This is a genomic window from Lactonifactor sp. BIOML-A5, assembly GCF_009677585.1.
In the GTDB taxonomy this organism is placed as follows: Bacteria; Bacillota; Clostridia; order Lachnospirales; family Lachnospiraceae; genus Lactonifactor.
Genome location: NZ_WKYV01000006.1, coordinates 95060 through 112035, shown reverse-complemented (window position 1 = coordinate 112035; position 16976 = coordinate 95060). Strand labels below are relative to the sequence as shown.

Sequence of the window (16976 nt, the reverse complement as noted above, 5' to 3'; positions counted from 1 at the left end):
GTCTCCTCTACTTTACATGTTCATGTGTAAATAAATGATCCTGACAATACTCATAATTCCCATTGCATTTGGAGCAGAAACGGAACTCCAGGTTGGCTCCGTCCTTTTCAGTCCTGCCGCAGATTGCACATTTGTGCTTTGTCACCCCATCCCCGGTGCGGGTGGGGTTCACTGCTTTGGCAAACTTTTGCTTTCTGTGGATTTCCTTTGGAGATATCCGGTTTAAGTCCCTGGTGGCGAAGAAAAATACAATAAAGTTAAACAGGGATGCGATGATTGCCACCCGTCCCCCCCAGCCGGACTGATAGAAGGAAATGGCCAGGTATGCGATATCCAGGTATGCCATCCACTTAATTTTGATGGGAATTACAAAATAGAGCAGTACCTGCATATCCGGATAGCTGGCTGCAAAAGCCAGAAAGATTGACAGGTTAATATAGTATGTGCTGAAGGCACCGCTGTAGTTGCTGCCCCCTGACACAAAAAACAGGATAAAGGAACCAATCACGGTTGCCACGAGTCCTGTAAGAATATACATATTATATCGGAAATCCCCCCAGGTTTTCTCAAGTGCTGACCCTAAAGAATAATAGAAAAACAGCATAATGATAGTAAATATACTAAGTCCTCCGGGAGGAATTAAAACCCACGTTACCAGACGCCAGACCTGCCCGTGCAGAATTTTACCAGGGTCCAGGGTAAGTATGGTAAGAAGCCATGGCGCCGCCAGTGCAAGCAGATACCCTATCACATAGCAGATGATAATATATCTGGTCAGATTTGAAATTGCATATCTTCCATATTTTCGTTCTAATTTATTGAAAAACTTCATAATGCTCCTTACTTAAAATAGATTTTTCTTTGAGAAAATAAAAGCAACCACAAGGCTTAACAGCAGAGACAGTAAAATCACAATCAAAAATCCGTAGGGACTTCCCGCAAAGGGCATCCCCGCGCTGTTGACATTCATGCCGTACGCGCTGAAAATCATGGTTGGTATGGACATTACAATGGTTACTGTTGCCAGAAACTTCATCACAATATTCAGATTGTTTGAAATTACAGAGGCAAAGGCGTCCATCATACCGCTTAGAATCCCGCTGTAGATATTCGACATCTCAATGGCCTGTTTATTCTCAATAATAACGTCTTCCAGAAGGTCTGTGTCTTCCGGATACTGCTTAATGCTCTCCACCTTTAGGAGCTTTTCCAAAACCACCTCGTTGGCCCTAAGAGACGTGGTGAAGTATACAAGACTCTTTTCCAGCTCCAGAAGCTCTATCAGCTCCTGGTTCCTGGTAGACAGGTGGAGTTTTTCTTCCACCTCCACACTCTTCTTATCAATAATGCGCAGATAATGCAGATACATACTGGCATTCTTATACAGAATCTGAAGTATAAATCTTGTCTTCATATACGTATAGAAATTCCTGACACGGCCGTCCATAAAACGCTCCAGAATCAGGGTGTCCTCCAGGCAGACAGTAAATATCATTTCCTTTGTTACAATTATACCCAGAGGGATGGTCCCATACCAGTCCTTGTCGTTCCGCTCTTCTATGACCGGGATATCCACCAGAATCAGGGTATATTCATCCTCTACTTCAATACGGGAACGCTCTTCCTCATCCAGAGGCGCCCTGAGATCGTCCACCTCTATCCCGTATTTGTTGGAGATCTCGAACAGCTCTGTTGCCGTTGGATCTGTGAGTGCCACCCAGCAGCCCTCTGTTGCCTCATTTACCTGATGGATATTTCCATCCATTGTCTTAAAAACTCGAATCATGGTTATCTCCTTTCGCTGCCTACAGACAGGGGGCAGCGAAAAATGGCCGCATCCTGCCTATAGAACTTTAGTATTCATTTTTTCAAAAATTCTATCCCACCTAGGACTAGGCCCACCTTCCATGAACAACACTTCCTTTCTTAATTCACAGGGCTTTCTTCTATTTTAGATATGAGGATACAATTCGGCGTCTCTACTTTCAGTGGTTTCCCTTTCATAACTAAAATATTCTTATCATAGTCAATTGTAAACGTCGTAATGGTATTGGATGCATGATTGGCAACTGCAATGTGCTTTCCGTCCGGGAATATCTCCAGATCCTTGGGGTACTCTCCGCTTATAGGCAGCACAAATCTTTTCTCCAGAAGTCCGGCGGTGGGATCTACTTCAAACATTCCCACGGTATCCTCCCCCGCTGTTGAGCAGAACAGGTGGCTTCCGTCAGGTGACAGGCAGATTCCGGAAGCTGCATCGTGCTTTTCATCATCTGTGGCCGCCAGAACGCTGATCTCCTGGAGGCGTTCGAACTGCGGCAGTTTTCCGCTTCCGTCGTAGGAATACACCTCTATGGTATTGGCCAGCTCAAATATTACATAGGCAAATTTGCCGTCTTTGCTGAACTTGATATTTCTGGGTGCAGACTCTCTTTTACATCTAAGTACATCCACCAGCTCCAGCTTATGGGTTCTGTCATTGATCCGGTAAATTTTAATCTGATCAATTCCATTGTCCACTGCACAGATATACTTGTTGTCCGGCGTAGGCCTTACACAGCTCACATGGGGGCGGAAGTTTCTCTCAGCCACGCTGCCCAGGCCCCTGTGAAACACACCATCCATGACGCTGCCCAGTCTGCCGTCCCTGTGGGTATGTACTACCGTAACCTTTCCGTCATGATAACCGGAAACAAAAAGATATTTACCGTCCACATCTGTGGACAGATGACAGCCTCTCATGCCGTCGATGTCTACCTGATTGATGAAGGTAAGATCACCGTCGGGAGCTATGGAGAATACGGCCACACCCTCGTCTGCAATAGAGTACAGATATTTGCCGTTCTTAGATTTTGCTATATGGGAAGAGTTATTGACAGGAATTACTTTCCGTTCCTTCATCGTGCCTTCTTCCACATTCAAATCATACAGATGAATTCCGATACTGCTTCCATGGGTATAGGTTCCTACATATGCCACATATTTGTCTTTATTCATGCAATACCCTCCTAACTTTACACTAATCTTTAAACATTCTACCACAAACTTTTTCTTTGCACAATCTTATTACGTATTTTTAACATCTTCCTTCCAAAGGATAAAAGTGTGTAAAATTTCTTCTTATTATTATGGAAAACATAAAAAAATGGTATTGACATACCTGCCTCTTCCTGTATAATTTGTCTAAGAATGGTACTTTAACCGCCTGGCAAATAAGGAAAAACTTCTTATTTGCCAGGCGGTTAAAGCGCCCGTACAAAGGAGACTGGAAATGGATCGTATTTTAATTGATTTGATAGATATAACGAAATCCTATGATGATCAGGTGATTTTAGATAATTTGAATCTCTCCATAAGGGAAAATGAGTTCCTGACACTTCTGGGCCCCAGCGGCTGCGGCAAGACTACCACCCTGCGCATTATGGGCGGCTTTGAGACACCGGATTCCGGACAGGTAATTTTTGACGGAGAGGATATTACCAGCCTTCCTCCCAACAAACGGAATCTGAACACAGTATTTCAAAAATACGCGCTTTTTTCCCACATGACCATTGCGGAAAACATTGCCTTCGGACTTAAGATAGCAAAAAAGACGGATACCTATATCAGGGATAAGATCCACTACGCCTTAAAGCTGGTGAATCTGGAGGGGTTCGGCAGCAGATACCCCGATTCTCTCAGCGGCGGCCAGCAGCAGCGGGTGGCCATTGCAAGAGCCATTGTCAATGAGCCTAAGGTCCTGCTCCTGGACGAACCTCTGGGGGCACTGGATCTGAAGCTTCGGCAGGATATGCAGTATGAGCTTATCCGTCTGAAAAACGAACTGGGAATCACCTTTATCTATGTGACACACGATCAGGAAGAGGCCCTTACCATGTCTGACACAATTATTGTTATGAACCAGGGATACATTCAGCAGATGGGGACTCCGGAAGATATCTATAATGAACCCCAGAATGCATTTGTGGCTGACTTTATCGGTGAGAGCAATATTCTGGACGGCATTATGCTGGAAGATAAGCTGGTGGAGATACTCGGGGTGAAATTTCCCTGTGTGGACGTGGGCTTTGGAAAAAACAAGCCGGTGGATGTGGTCATCCGCCCGGAGGATATCGATCTTGTGGAGCCCAGTCAGGGGACGATGCAGGGAATTGTCACCCACCTGATCTTTAAAGGTGTGCACTATGAAATGGAAGTGGAGGCCAACGGCTTCTGCTGGCTGGTGCACAGCACAGATATGTCCCCGGTGGGCCAGCGGGTGGGGCTCCATGTAGATCCCTTTGATATACAGATCATGAACAAACCAGAATCTGAGGATGAGGAGGCGGTATCCATCGATGAATAGTCATAAAAAGTTACTTACAGGGCCGTATCTTATCTGGGCCGCCGCCTTTATCCTCATACCCCTCGCCATGATTTTTTATTACGGTCTCACCGGGGAGGACGGAGGCTTTACCCTGAGCAATCTTTTGGCCATCGGCACCCGGGAGAACTTTAAGGCCCTGGGGCTCTCTCTGATCCTGTCCATCATCAGCACAGCGGTCTGCCTGATTCTGGCCTATCCCCTGGCCATGATCCTGGTGAATATGAATGTCAGCCAGTCCGGCTTTATTGTCTTGATCTTTATTCTTCCCATGTGGATGAATTTTCTTCTGCGCACCATGGCCTGGCAGACGCTTTTGGAGAAAAACGGGATTATTAATCAGATACTTGGGTTTCTGCACCTGCCCTCCCTGCAGATTATCAATACGCCTTATGCCATTATCCTGGGTATGGTGTACAACTTTCTGCCTTTTATGGTGCTGCCCCTGTACAACGCCCTGCTGAAAATCGACAGGGACATCATCAATGCCGCCCGGGATCTGGGGGCGACGGAGGCTTATACCTTTCGGAAGATCATACTCCCTCTGAGCATGCCCGGTGTCATCAGCGGGATTATTATGGTATTCGTTCCGGCTCTGACTACCTTCGTCATATCCGACCTCCTGGGAGGAAGCAAGATCCTCCTAATCGGAAATGTCATAGAACAGAAGTTCAAACAGGGCAGCAACTGGCATGTGGGCAGCGGTCTGTCCCTGGTCATGATGGTATTTATCCTTCTGAGTATGGCGGTGATGAATAAATACGACAAAGACGGGGAAGGAGGTATGTTCTGATGAACCGGAAGAAGACACATTTTATGGGCAGAAAAATATATCTGGGACTGATTTTATTCCTGCTGTACGCCCCTATCGGAACCTTGATCATCCTCTCTTTTAATGCCTCTAAGTCAAGAGCCAAGTGGGGGGGATTCACGGGAAAATGGTATATCTCTCTGTTCCAGGACAATGCCATTATGAATGCCCTTTACACCACACTGATTATTGCATTTGTCTCAGCCATTGCGGCGACTGTCATCGGTACTGCGGCATCCATCGGCATCCATTCCATGAAATCCCGGGCCAGGACCATCTGTATGGGCATCACCAATATTCCTATGCTGAATGCAGATATTGTCACGGGCATCTCCCTGATGCTGCTGTTTATCGCCTGCCGGTTTACCCTGGGCTTCAGCACTATCTTGCTGGCGCACATCACTTTTAACATACCTTATGTAATCTTAAGCGTAATGCCTAAGCTCAGGCAGACCAATAAGCGCACCTACGAGGCCGCCCTGGATCTGGGAGCCTCCCCGGTGTATGCCTTTTTTAAAGTAGTATTTCCGGATATTCTGCCCGGTGTGGTTTCCGGATTTCTTATGGCCTTTACTATGTCCCTGGACGACTTTATTATCACTCATTTTACCAAGGGACCTGGGGTGGACACACTGTCCACAAAAATTTATTCCGAAGTGAGAAAAGGGATACGTCCTGAGATGTATGCCCTGTCCACGCTTTTGTTTGTGACAGTTATCCTATTGATGATACTTATAAACACCTCCCCGAAAGAATCCAAAAATGACAGGAAAGATCCCTCGGCAAAGAAGAGACGTCTTCCCGTACGCCAGGTAATTCCTGTGACACTAATTCTCCTTATCGTGGGGGGAGGAATCTTCTACCGGGTACAGGGAACCTCCTCCTCCAATGAGCAGGTGGTGGTATATAACTGGGGAGAATATCTAGATCCGGAGGCTATAGAACTGTTTGAGAAGGAAACTGGAATTGATGTGGTGTATGAGGAGTATGAAACCAATGAAATCATGTATCCCAAGATTCTCTCCCATGCCATCTCCTATGATGTGGTCTGTCCCTCTGATTATATGATTCAGCGCATGATTGAGAACGATCTTCTGGCGGAAATCAATTGGGACAATGTGCCCAACATAAAGAATATTGACCCTACTTATATGGAGCAGTCAAAAAGCTTTGACCCGGAAAACAAATACTCGGTTCCCTACTGTTTCGGCACTGTGGGCATCCTCTACAACAAAACAATGGTGGATGAACCCATTGACAGCTGGAACGTATTGTGGGATGAAACTTATAAGGACAACATTCTCATGCAGGACAGTGTCCGGGATGCTTTTGCCGTGGCTCTTAAGCGCCGGGGCTATTCTCTGAACTCCACAGAGGTAGGAGAACTTACCCAGGCCACGAATGATCTCATCGAACAGAAGCCCCTGGTACAGGCCTATGTTATTGATCAGGTGAGGGATAAAATGATAGGCAATGAGGCAGCCATCGGCGTCATTTATTCCGGAGAGGCAATCTATACACAGAGAGAAAACCACGATTTGGAATATGTAATCCCAAAGGAAGGCTCAAACGTCTGGATCGATTCCTGGGTAATCCCCAAAAATGCGGAAAATAAAGAGAATGCAGAAGCCTTTATCAACTTTCTCTGCCGCCCGGACATAGCCCTCATGAATTTTGAGTTCATCACGTATTCCACCCCGAATCTGGAGGGACGCAAGCTGATAGAAGATGAAGATATCAGAAACAGCCGGATCGCATTTCCCACTGGGGAAGATCTGGAAAACTGTGAGACCTTCCGCTTCCTGGGAGATGATGTGGACAGTTATTATAATGAGCTTTGGAATAAAGTGAAATCCAGCTAACATAGAGTATACCTTAAGGGGGAAGAATAATTCTTCCCCCTCTCTTAGCACTGCCTGCAAACCCATGCCTCATAAGCCGGGACACTTTCCTTCAGGCGTTTCAACCCATCTTCCACCTGTTTTCTGGGGCAGGCAAGGTTCATACGCAGAAACCCTTCTCCATTCCGGTACTCGTTTCCGTCAGAAAGATAAAGACCGCTGTGGCTGCGGATAAAACGGCAAAATTCTGTGCTGTTTCCAATTATATTCCTGCAGTCAAGCCAAAGCAGATAAGTAGCTCTGGCAGAAACAGCAGATATTCCTTTGATTTCCCTTTTGATATAATCCTCTGCAAATCTCCTGTTTTCCCATAGATATTCCCGCAGGGCATCCAGCCATTCTCTGCCGCAGGTAAATGCGGCGATTGGTGCAGCAGCGGCAAATACATTTGGCTCTGCCACCTCATCCGTGTGCAGACCCCGGCTGACCTTGTGCCGTAGGTTATCCTCCGGGACAATTACCGCAGCAGTCTGGATTCCAGCCAGGTTAAACGCCTTTGTGGGCGCCACACAGGTAATGCTGTTTCTCCGGCAATTTTCGGAAACGCTGGCAAAGGGAGTGTATTCCCATCCTGGTTCTGTCAGATCGCAATGGATTTCATCCGATAGTACCAGTACATGGTGTTTCCTGCATAAGTCCCCAATCCTCTCTAAGGTTTCTCTGTCCCATATCTTACCGATTGGATTATGGGGATTGCATAAAATCAAAAGGGTGGTCTGGGGATTTGACAGTTTCTCTTCCAAGTCGTCAAAGTCAATATGATACTCTTTTCCATCGTATTTCAGCCCGCTTTCCAGTACATGTCTCCCGTTGTTTAAAATGGAATTAAAAAATATATTGTACACAGGTGTCATAACCAAAACATTTTCTCCCACTGTGGTCATCTTTCTGACGACACTTGATATAGCAGGCACAATCCCGGTACAGAAAACCAGCCAGTCCTTTTGTATCTCAAAACCATGGCGTTTCCCCCACCAAGTCTGATAAGCCTGATACCATTCATCCGATACCTGCGTATACCCAAACACGCCATGTTTTGCTCTTTCAATCATACATGACCTGATTTGCGGGGCCGGCTGAAAGTCCATATCCGCCACCCACATGGGCAGTTCGTTTGGCTTCACATCCCATTTCATAGAATCTGTATTTCTCCGGTCAATTATGTTATCAAATTGAAATTCCATTGTATTCCCTCCTATTCTCCTGCCTCAAAGGTTATTTCCACAGTTCCTCCTGGCAGTACACTTACAAACGCTTCTTCCTCATCGATATGACCAATTCGGGTATAATTGTATGAGGTGCTGAACTCCTCGAAGAACAGAACAAGGCAGTCAGAACCAAACAGCATAATATCCCCAGCCTTAATGCTTCCTACATTTTCAGAATTGGCGGGCAGTCCCTCATCCAGATAGTAGAATTTTTCGTTTCCATGCAATTCCTCCATATCAAGTGTCATAGGAAGTTTTTCCCGAAACGCACGTACTGTTTCATTATCATATAAGGACACCTGAAATTTCTGCCCTCCTACTTCTATTGTCATTTCCTGCATCTGTGCACCCCCTGTCTCTTTACTGTTACCTGTACTCTCATCCGGGGATGCCTTTTCTCCATCCGCGGATATATCCTCCGTAATTTCTGCCAAAGTATTTCCGTCTTCCCCACCTGAACTTTCCACACTGTGTGTTTCTTCCCCTAATGGTGGATGAAACGATTGATCTCCATCTGCACTGTTTCCGCAGGCACACAGTACCATTACGGAAAGAAGTACCAGCAACACGCTGCAATATCCTTTTTTCATAATAGTGCTCCCTTTTTGTTTAATGTAGAAAATCCCGAGCCAGAATCACTGCTCCAAAAAGAATTAATATGAGCCCAAACATCCGGTTCATAACAGGTAAGTAATCCTTTTTTGATTTTTTCTTGAAGATGGCCGCTGCACCGGAAAGAGTTACCCACCAGATGTACGTTCCAATAAAAACGCCGCAAACCAAACCGATCCCTTCTGCCAGCCCTGTCTGCCCATAAATCCCAAACCAGGAAAATGCAAACAGGAAAGTGAGAATCGCAGCCGGATTCGTCATTCCTACCGCAAAGGAAGAAACGAACATCTGGATTCCATTGGTAGAATCCGGTGTATCTTTCGCCTTACTGCTTTTCATTATAAGCATCCGTATACCCATTCCCAAAATCAGGCACCCCCCGGCCAGATTAATGTTGTTTTGGTATTTTAGCAGAAAGTCTGAAATAAGAGTGAAGCCAAATGCTCCGACACAAGCATAAAGGCAGTCGGCGGCAGAGGACCCCATACCGGTTATAAGACCTGCTTTTACACCGTAATTCAAGGTTCTCTGTGCTGTCATTGCCCCAACCGCCCCGGCCGGCACGCCGAAGAGAAGGCCGATAAGGATTCCCTTTATTAAAAATAAACCCATCTGTTATCCTGCCATTTTTTCTGTACTGCCGTCCATTTGACAGGTGATAACTGTCTTATCAGGGTCTACCTTGTCTTTTTCGATAATCAATTCTTCAATGTAGTCTGCCTGAATCGTTCCTCCGGACGGATTCATTACACTGTCAATCTTACCCTTAACCTCCACGTCCACTGTAGAATATTCAAAAGCAAGTGTGGTGTTCAGCAGACGGCAGTTTTTCATGACAAGGTTCTCAATATAGCACATTCCCTGCAGACTCTCGATGGTACAGTTGATCAGTGTCAGATTCTTTGCATTCCAGCCGAGGTATTCCCCTGATATGAAAGAATCATATACCGTCACGTTCTCACTGTTCCAGAAAGCATCTTTGGAGATCATCTTTGCATTACGGATTTCCATATTTTTCACTCCGTCAAAGGAGTAATTCCCCACCAGTTCAAAATCCATCAACTTCATATTCCGGCTGTTCATGGCAAAGTAATCACCTTTTGCTGTCACCTGCTTCATCGTTACCCCGTCACAGTTCCAGAGTGTTTCTGCGGCATTGTGAAAATGTACATTCTGAAGTGTGACGCCATGACACCGCCGGAAATTCTTTGGCGCTTCAATGACTGCATTTTTTACTGTAATGTTATCTGTATACCACACTCCGGCGCGCCCCATTTCAAACCAGGTACAGTTACAGGCCAAAATGTTTTTTGCGTACCAAAGCGGATATTTCCATTTAAACATGCTTCCATACAGTTCAACATTGCTGCTTTCTTTCAGCGGAGATTCTCCTTCTGCAAATATGGTATCATTTATTTTTAAATTTTCTCCTTTGAAAAGCGGGCGTTCCCCTGTTAAATATTCCTGTCTGATTTCTTTCATTTCACTCATAGTTAATCTCCTCTTTTATTATACATTTTCTACTTCTGCTTCGGTTTCTTTCTGTTTGTTCTCAGGTTGTCAACACATATTTTATGGTCTTGCAATCTGCACGATTTTGTTGTCCCATCCTTCTAATACCGGGTTCTCCTCCACTGCAGTCACAAATTCCTCTGTTGCATCAAAAGTTCCTATTTTGGTATATTCCCCGGTAATCTCTGCGTCATGGTAGAAGAGCACGATACGGTTCGGGTCTGAATAGTAAACTTCTCCTGCCTTTTCCGATGTTACTGTTTCAGGGTTAGAGGGAATGTCATATCTGCTGGATACATCATAATACTGCATTACATCATAGTCCGCATCTTCATCCCTCTCATAAATTGGTAACCTCCAATCCGAAGTTCCCACATAGCGGACAATCGCCGCTGCTGTCTCGTTATCCTCCATTTGCATCATAAAAGGTTCTCCGTCATCCCCGAACCGTACCTCCAGTTCGGATACATTGCTTACTGCCTGACTGTCTGCCATGGTTTCCGATTCTGAGTCAGATTCTGCCTCTGCAACATCTCCTGCATCTATATCACTCTGAGGTACTTCCTCCTGCTCACAGCCTACAAGGAACGCTGCTGATAACATCATCATGGCTGCCATTCCTGTTACTTTTTTTACTATTTTGTTCTTCATACTTTGTCCTTTCTGCGCTTTTGCGCTATGCTAACTATGTAAATTCCTCCGTGTACCAGAGCATATTTGAAACACACTCTAGTCCGCTGTCAATATCGTCATGTCCGACCTTTTCATCCTTCCTGCAGACAGATATGAGAAGCCAAGAAACAGGAGGGTGACTGTCAACCCCGGTATGACCATATTTGTGATTGTCGGTTGGGATGTAAAATTACTAATCCCCGCAAGCCGCATGACAGCGGATACCATGGGGTCTGTAATCATGGCTGCCAGTATGGTTCCCACTGCGGCCCCTATCGCCGCTACAATCCCAAACCGGAGGGAAAAGGAGATGCGCAGCATCCTTGTGGAACATCCAATGGCTTTGTAGATGCCCAGATCCTTTTGTTCCGCCGTCAGAATACGGCTTCCGGTCATGGCTGTTACAATCAGGATAAATACTGCGATCATCCCATACATAAATGCAATCAGTCCGTGCATGGCCGAAATGATTCCCAAAAGTCCCGGCCAGGTATTTTCATGTACATGTACATCACCTCCATAAGTTTCTTCCAGCCTTTCTGTGATTACCGCTTTTGTTGACGTGTCGGCGAGGAAATAGTGACGGCACCAGATCTGCGGGTCATCCTTTCCGATGGTAAGATATCCCTCCCGGTTCATCCCGATATTGGCACCCATGTCATTGGCGCAGTGGTATATTCCGGAAACGGTAAATTCCCCGCTCCCCATATCGCCCCGGATGGTCACCTTTTCTCCGATAGATACCCCTAAATCAGAGCTAATTGTTTCGGTGAGGACTACCTCATCTGCCCCTCTGCTGGTCTCCCCTTTGCTGATATGAAACCTTTCCGGCTCTGTAATTACGTTTGCCGTATAGTTGCTTCCGTTTACCGATACACTGGGCATGGCAAGAAGATATTCATCCGTAATGTCTGTATAAGAACGCACTGTTTCCTCCAATTCCCCGGCTTCCAGTTCTCCCAGGGCCTGTACGCCGATGTCCAGGTCTGCAGGGTTAAAAGCGTCCATCATCCCTTTTCCCTCCGGGCCAAGCCAGGCATTCATCTTTCCTGCCAGCGATGCAAAGAATACAAGAAGAACCGCAATCAGGAAGGCGCTTGCATACCGTTTCTTCCCGGACAGGAGCTGGCGCACAGCCAACCGTAAGGGAAGCGCTTCCGCCCTCATTTGAAATTTCCTGCCCGGATTCCATTTCACCTCTGACGCTTCACCCTGGATTGCCGCCATGGGTGTAACCAGGAGGATGTTTCTTAGTTTCAGAACCGTAAATCCCACCAATATAAGCAGGATAACTGTGAACGCCCCTAAGCATGGGAGAACCGGTAAATCATCCGGAAGGAGGATCCCTGTGGTGGTAACGGTCATTCTTCCAACCATCCTGACTGCCGGAAATGCCGCCAGCATTCCCAGCAGGATTCCAGCTCCCATACTCAGGCCATATTGCACAAGCGTAAGCAGGATGAGTTGGTTTCCCGTAAACCCTGTCGTTTTTAGGACCCCCAAGTTCTTATATTCCTGTTCCACCATGCCTGTGATGCTGTGCCCCAGAACTGCCATGGCCGCTGCCAGGAGAATCAGCACAAAGACCGCCAGAAGCGCACAAAAGGCATTTTGCAGAATACTCATAAAGCCAAGGATCGCTTCCTTGCTATGTATAAACTCCGTATATTGGGAAATCGGCGTGTTTTCATTCAGGAGCCTGCTAATGCCGGATGCGCTGTTGCTGACGTCATCCGTAAAAATATGGATCATAGCGCCGCCTCTTACCAGGCTGTCCATGCCCGCTTCCCGGGCGGTCTGAAGGATTGCTTCATAATCTTCCGCTGAAATCAGAAACCCTTTCATGCCAATCATAGAACTTCCCATAAAAGGATCTTCATAATATCCGGCAACGGTGAACTGCCTGCTGACCCCACCCCTTGCCACCGGAAATGTGATGGTGTCCCCTATTTCAAGTCCCATAACAGAAACCATGGAGGGAGAAGCATAAACGGTCCCGGCTGCAATTGCTTCGGGAGGTTCCTCATATCCTGATAAGCCGTCCTGAAAGAAGTGATATGTTCCTTCCCTGCTGTTCCATGGAATCAGCTGCCCCTCACTGTCCGATTCCATGCCATTTGCTTCATACTCGGAAAAAATAAGGTTCTGAACTTCTGTTCTTTCAATCTCCTCCTGAGACTGGATACTGTCTATAAGCGCATCCATATCCGGAACACCGGATACCCATGCGGTAAGGTTCCCGAACCCTGCCCGCTCCATTTCCTGACGGATATAGTTTCTATCTCCCAGATAGACGGTGAGAACACAAGTCAGGGAGAGGGCGGCCAGAAACAAGAGTACGGCAATGCCAAAAAGACTTCCCTTATGGCGTTTCATCCCCGCCATGCATATAATTTTATTTACCATATTCCGCTCGTGCCTCCTACCACTGTAACCCGTAAAGCCAGTTCTGAAGCTTGTTTTCCCGTTCCCGCTCTTGTGCCTCCTGGTAAGGGGGCAGTTTCAGTTCGTCCACGATTTTCCCATCCTCCAGATATAAGATCCGGTTTCCCCTGAGGGCAGCTTTCAGGTCATGGGTCACCATCAGGATGCTCTGTCCGGAATCATTGATTGCAGACAGCAGGTTTAAGACCTCTTCCGTATGCGACCGGTTCAGAGCGCCGGTGGGTTCATCGGCGAACAAAAGTCCGGGGCTGCCTATCATTGCCCTTGCAATAGCTGCGCGCTGTGCCTCCCCGCCGGAAACTTCACAAGGCAGTCGGTTCTTTGCCTTCTCAATTCCCATCTGGGAAACCATGCGCTCTGCCCGGTCCTGTATTTCCCCGGCACTCCCCTTTTTGCTCACGTAGCCTGCCACTACTATATTTTCAAAAAGCGTCAGGTTGCTGACCAGATGAGTCTGCTGGAAGACAAAACCAAATTCTTCCGCCCGTATCTTTGCCATCTCTTTTTCTTTCAGACGGCTGATTTCTCTTTCTTTATAAGTAACCGTTCCGTCCGTAACGGCATCCATTCCGCTTAAGACATATAAAAGTGTGGATTTTCCCGCCCCGGAAGAACCCATGATAACGGTGAAATCTTTATCGTAAATATCCACATCCACGTGATCCAGCACTTTATTTTTTGCGGAGCCTTGTGCAAATACCTTGCTCACCTTTCTACCCTGCAATAACACTTTTTTCATCCTGTACTGCCTCCTTTTTCTGAAGGATTAAGGGTTTCTTACCCGTCCTTGGATCCGGAAGGATCTCCGGCACGAAAATCAGATAGAACTGTACATAATCTAATTTCTTCTCGGCAAGTATCTTTTTCATCTGTCCCATCATCTCTGTCCTTATGTACGTTTTATCCGCATTTTCTGAAGCTTCTGCATACATTTCAAAGGCGTCCTTTGCAATCTGCCGGAACTGGTAATCTAAAAGCCCTTCGATGCAAAAGCCTTCAATGGCAAGAGGATGCAGAAACTCCCGTCTCCCGTCAAAATCTTCAAACCAGAGGATATCTTCATTTCTCCCCAAAAGCCCACAGGCTTTCGTAAATGGATACGGGCTGTTTTCTTCTGCCGCCTTTAAGGTCAGGCTGTCAGAGATGCGGTAACGGATCAACGGCTGTGCAAAATTATACAGGCAGGTCAGATACATCACGCCGCTTTCCACCTCAATCAGATTCATATCGTCGAATAGGAGCATTCCATCCTCAGGCTCCATCTCTACCCCCATGGTGAGGGATTCGCTGGCGCCGTAGAAATTGACCACTTTTGACTGAAATATCTTTTCCAGATAGCTTCGAAGAGACGCTCCCAGTGGTTCCCCGCAGGAAATCACCCGTATGGCATGTACTTCTACACTTCCCTGCTCCACAAGCTCGGCCAGGATCTTTACCGCCGACGGATAGCCGATGATGATGTTGGGCTGAAATTCTTTGATTTGCCTGATCCACTCTGTAAGCGGCGTCTTGATATCCAGATAAATCTGCTTCGCCCCCACTTGGTCAATGCCGTCTCCTACCGCCATTGCCCCGCCGTATCTGCCGTCCGTCGCGGCAATGTACGCAATTCTTGGACGTTTTGCCAGAAGGGACAGTATCTGCGGTATGGACATATCCCATAGAGCCGCCCTTAGCATACCGAGGAGCATGGCAGACCATGCGGCTTCATCATAGACAAAGTACCCCGGCTTTCCTGTGCTTCCTGATGAATGTACCACATGGTATTTCCCTTTATAGGGCTTGCGGTCCGGAGATTTTTGTGCGTCAAATTCACTGAGTTCCCTCTGGCGTAAGTCCTTTGGCACCACCAGCTCATCAAAATGCCCCAAAAGTTCTTTCTTATTTAGGGTCGGAAAACAGGAAAGGGGAAGTTCATCCAGCTGCCCCTCTGTAATTCCCGCGGCTTCAAAAGTCCTCCGGTAGTAAGCGGAGTGTTCCCATGCATGGTGCAGCATTTTCCTTAATTTTTTCTCCTGCAGGGTGCGCATCTGCTTTGGAGTAAATTTCGCCTGTCTCTTCAAACGGTATAAGTCTATCAATGTTTTTAAATAATTCATCGTTTTCTCCCTGCGCCTCCTTTACTCTACGGAAATGGTATATCCCTGTTCGTAATTTTCTCTATGGTAATACGTCAGTTCCTTCGTCTCCTGATTCATGACAATGCTCCATTCCGTAGATTCAAATTCACCGAAATTATCCTTACTCACACTGTCCAGTGCATCCCTTACGTCTGCCTCAGTCATGGCATCCTCTTCTGCCACCGTTTCATTCAGAATATCGTATCTTTCATGGGACTGGGCTGTTCCAATCCCGTTTTTCCTCCCCTCTGCCAGATAAAAATTGGTGACAACAGGCGTTTCTGTTACAATCATCTCATTGTCTACATATTCCACGACAACGCTGGTTCCCTCCGCATCGGAAAGCGCCAGATGAACCATCATTCCCATGGAAGCATGAAAGTCGTATTGTTCCAGTAAATCCAATGCTTCCTCCACATCTGCCGCTTGTTCAAGAAGAAGACGGATGGCTGTTGTGGTGGTAATGTCAGGTTTTTCCGTATCCTGCTCTATGGTATCAGAGTCCTCAATCATGTTGACGGATACCGCAAATCCCTCCTCATTCATGCCGTCCAGCGGCGCATACATCCCGATGACCGCCTGTGCTGTGTCCGGAAGTCTTGAGATATCCAAGCCTCCTGCCTGTATAAAATCCATGTTGACTGTGGAAACAGAGGCATATCCGTTGTCCGGCCGGGCACTGATAATCAGTCCGTTACAAGTATTCCAGTCAAAGTTTCTGCCAAACAGGTTCCCGCCTTCTGAATTTGTCACAGACAGGGTACTGTATCCGAAGGGATTGCCGCCAAAAAGGAGTTCCGGAATATTGTCCATCAGCCGGCCGCTGACATATTCCACCACACCCATGTCGGAGGATGCACCGCCCTGCTCCAGAAATTCATCAAACCCGTAGTTTCCTTCATAGCGGACGACAGATAATCCATCCTCCAGTTCTGTTATATCAGCACCTGGTGTGATGGTATTCTTTGCCATGTTTTCTCCTTCTGCCGTTTTTGTCTGTACCGTATTTTCAGATGTATTTGTATTATGTGCACATCCGGTTAAAGTACTAAATACCAGGGACATCATGCATACCATGTATAGTTTTCTCTTCATTCTTTTGTGCTCCTTTCATCTGTGGGTAGTGTAAGCCCCGGGAATAACATGCCGCTAACAAAAAGATAAACAATTTCTAAACGAATTCTTTCCTATCCTTTAACTGTTTTTATCATAGCATCTGCAATTATGAATAACAAATACTTATAAATAATACCTTTTAATAGGTTTTATCAATTTACTTTTGCCGTTCATGTATACGCTTCTAAAAAAACCGGGAGAGAAAGGGCGGTTAGT

15 protein-coding genes are annotated in these 16976 nt (G+C 46.5%); 3 read left to right on the top strand and 12 right to left on the bottom strand.

The annotated features are described in order from the left end of the window. Nucleotides 1-7 precede the first annotated feature (7 nt). From GKG41_RS06295 to GKG41_RS06285, 3 genes are all read right to left on the bottom strand, one after another. Complete coding sequence (locus GKG41_RS06295; RefSeq protein ID WP_154257692.1) at nucleotides 8-832, bottom strand: rhomboid family intramembrane serine protease; 825 nt, start codon at nucleotides 830-832, stop codon at nucleotides 8-10. A gap of 12 nt (nucleotides 833-844) precedes the next feature. Continuing rightward, a complete protein-coding gene (locus tag GKG41_RS06290) occupies nucleotides 845-1786 on the bottom strand; it encodes a magnesium transporter CorA family protein (protein ID WP_154257691.1) in 942 nt (313 codons plus the stop codon). 140 nt (nucleotides 1787-1926) lie between these two features. Beyond that, nucleotides 1927-2997 (bottom strand): lactonase family protein, encoded by a 1071-nt coding sequence (locus GKG41_RS06285; RefSeq protein ID WP_154257690.1) that lies wholly within the window; start codon nucleotides 2995-2997, stop codon nucleotides 1927-1929. Nucleotides 2998-3271: 274 nt separating this feature from the next. Here GKG41_RS06285 and GKG41_RS06280 point away from each other — a divergent pair, with 274 nt between their 5' ends. From GKG41_RS06280 to GKG41_RS06270, 3 genes are read left to right on the top strand one after another with little or no spacing between them, the layout of a single operon-like run. After that, nucleotides 3272-4345 carry an ABC transporter ATP-binding protein gene (locus tag GKG41_RS06280; RefSeq protein WP_154257689.1) on the top strand — a complete coding sequence of 358 codons (1074 nt, stop codon included), beginning with the start codon at nucleotides 3272-3274 and terminating at the stop codon, nucleotides 4343-4345. After that, nucleotides 4317-5156 (top strand): ABC transporter permease, encoded by an 840-nt coding sequence (locus tag GKG41_RS06275; RefSeq protein ID WP_347563286.1) that lies wholly within the window; start codon nucleotides 4317-4319, stop codon nucleotides 5154-5156. The genes GKG41_RS06280 and GKG41_RS06275 overlap by 29 nt, the downstream gene beginning before the upstream one ends. Continuing rightward, nucleotides 5156-7036: an extracellular solute-binding protein gene (locus tag GKG41_RS06270; RefSeq protein ID WP_347563285.1), complete on the top strand. Its 1881-nt coding sequence runs from the start codon at nucleotides 5156-5158 to the stop codon at nucleotides 7034-7036. The genes GKG41_RS06275 and GKG41_RS06270 overlap by 1 nt, the downstream gene beginning before the upstream one ends. 44 nt (nucleotides 7037-7080) lie before the next feature. Here the strand turns inward: GKG41_RS06270 and GKG41_RS06265 are convergent, their stop codons facing one another. The 9 genes from GKG41_RS06265 to GKG41_RS06225 form a co-directional block, all read right to left on the bottom strand. Next, nucleotides 7081-8259: a MalY/PatB family protein gene (locus tag GKG41_RS06265; RefSeq protein WP_154257687.1), complete on the bottom strand. Its 1179-nt coding sequence runs from the start codon at nucleotides 8257-8259 to the stop codon at nucleotides 7081-7083. An 11-nt stretch (nucleotides 8260-8270) separates the two neighbouring features. Then, nucleotides 8271-8873, bottom strand: a complete 603-nt coding sequence (locus GKG41_RS23405) for a cyclophilin-like fold protein (protein ID WP_243140979.1) — start codon at nucleotides 8871-8873, stop codon at nucleotides 8271-8273. Between the two features lie 19 nt (nucleotides 8874-8892). Then, on the bottom strand, nucleotides 8893-9507 hold the full coding sequence (locus GKG41_RS06255; protein WP_154257686.1) for a LysE family transporter: 615 nt from the start codon (nucleotides 9505-9507) through the stop codon (nucleotides 8893-8895). A gap of 3 nt (nucleotides 9508-9510) precedes the next feature. Beyond that, nucleotides 9511-10377: a DUF3737 family protein gene (locus GKG41_RS06250; RefSeq protein WP_154257873.1), complete on the bottom strand. Its 867-nt coding sequence runs from the start codon at nucleotides 10375-10377 to the stop codon at nucleotides 9511-9513. 90 nt (nucleotides 10378-10467) lie between these two features. After that, on the bottom strand, nucleotides 10468-11058 hold the full coding sequence (locus GKG41_RS06245) for a cyclophilin-like fold protein (RefSeq protein WP_154257685.1): 591 nt from the start codon (nucleotides 11056-11058) through the stop codon (nucleotides 10468-10470). A 78-nt stretch (nucleotides 11059-11136) separates the two neighbouring features. Continuing rightward, on the bottom strand, nucleotides 11137-13485 hold the full coding sequence (locus GKG41_RS06240) for an FtsX-like permease family protein (protein WP_154257684.1): 2349 nt from the start codon (nucleotides 13483-13485) through the stop codon (nucleotides 11137-11139). A 16-nt stretch (nucleotides 13486-13501) separates the two neighbouring features. Next, nucleotides 13502-14263 (bottom strand): ABC transporter ATP-binding protein, encoded by a 762-nt coding sequence (locus GKG41_RS06235; protein WP_154257683.1) that lies wholly within the window; start codon nucleotides 14261-14263, stop codon nucleotides 13502-13504. Then, the gene (locus tag GKG41_RS06230; protein ID WP_154257682.1) at nucleotides 14238-15623 is read right to left on the bottom strand and encodes an AMP-binding protein; all 1386 of its coding nucleotides are present in this window, start codon (nucleotides 15621-15623) and stop codon (nucleotides 14238-14240) included. The genes GKG41_RS06235 and GKG41_RS06230 overlap by 26 nt, the downstream gene beginning before the upstream one ends. Before the next feature lie 21 nt (nucleotides 15624-15644). Next, nucleotides 15645-16739 (bottom strand): C45 family peptidase, encoded by a 1095-nt coding sequence (locus GKG41_RS06225; RefSeq protein ID WP_154257681.1) that lies wholly within the window; start codon nucleotides 16737-16739, stop codon nucleotides 15645-15647. Between the last annotated feature and the right edge of the window lie 237 nt (nucleotides 16740-16976).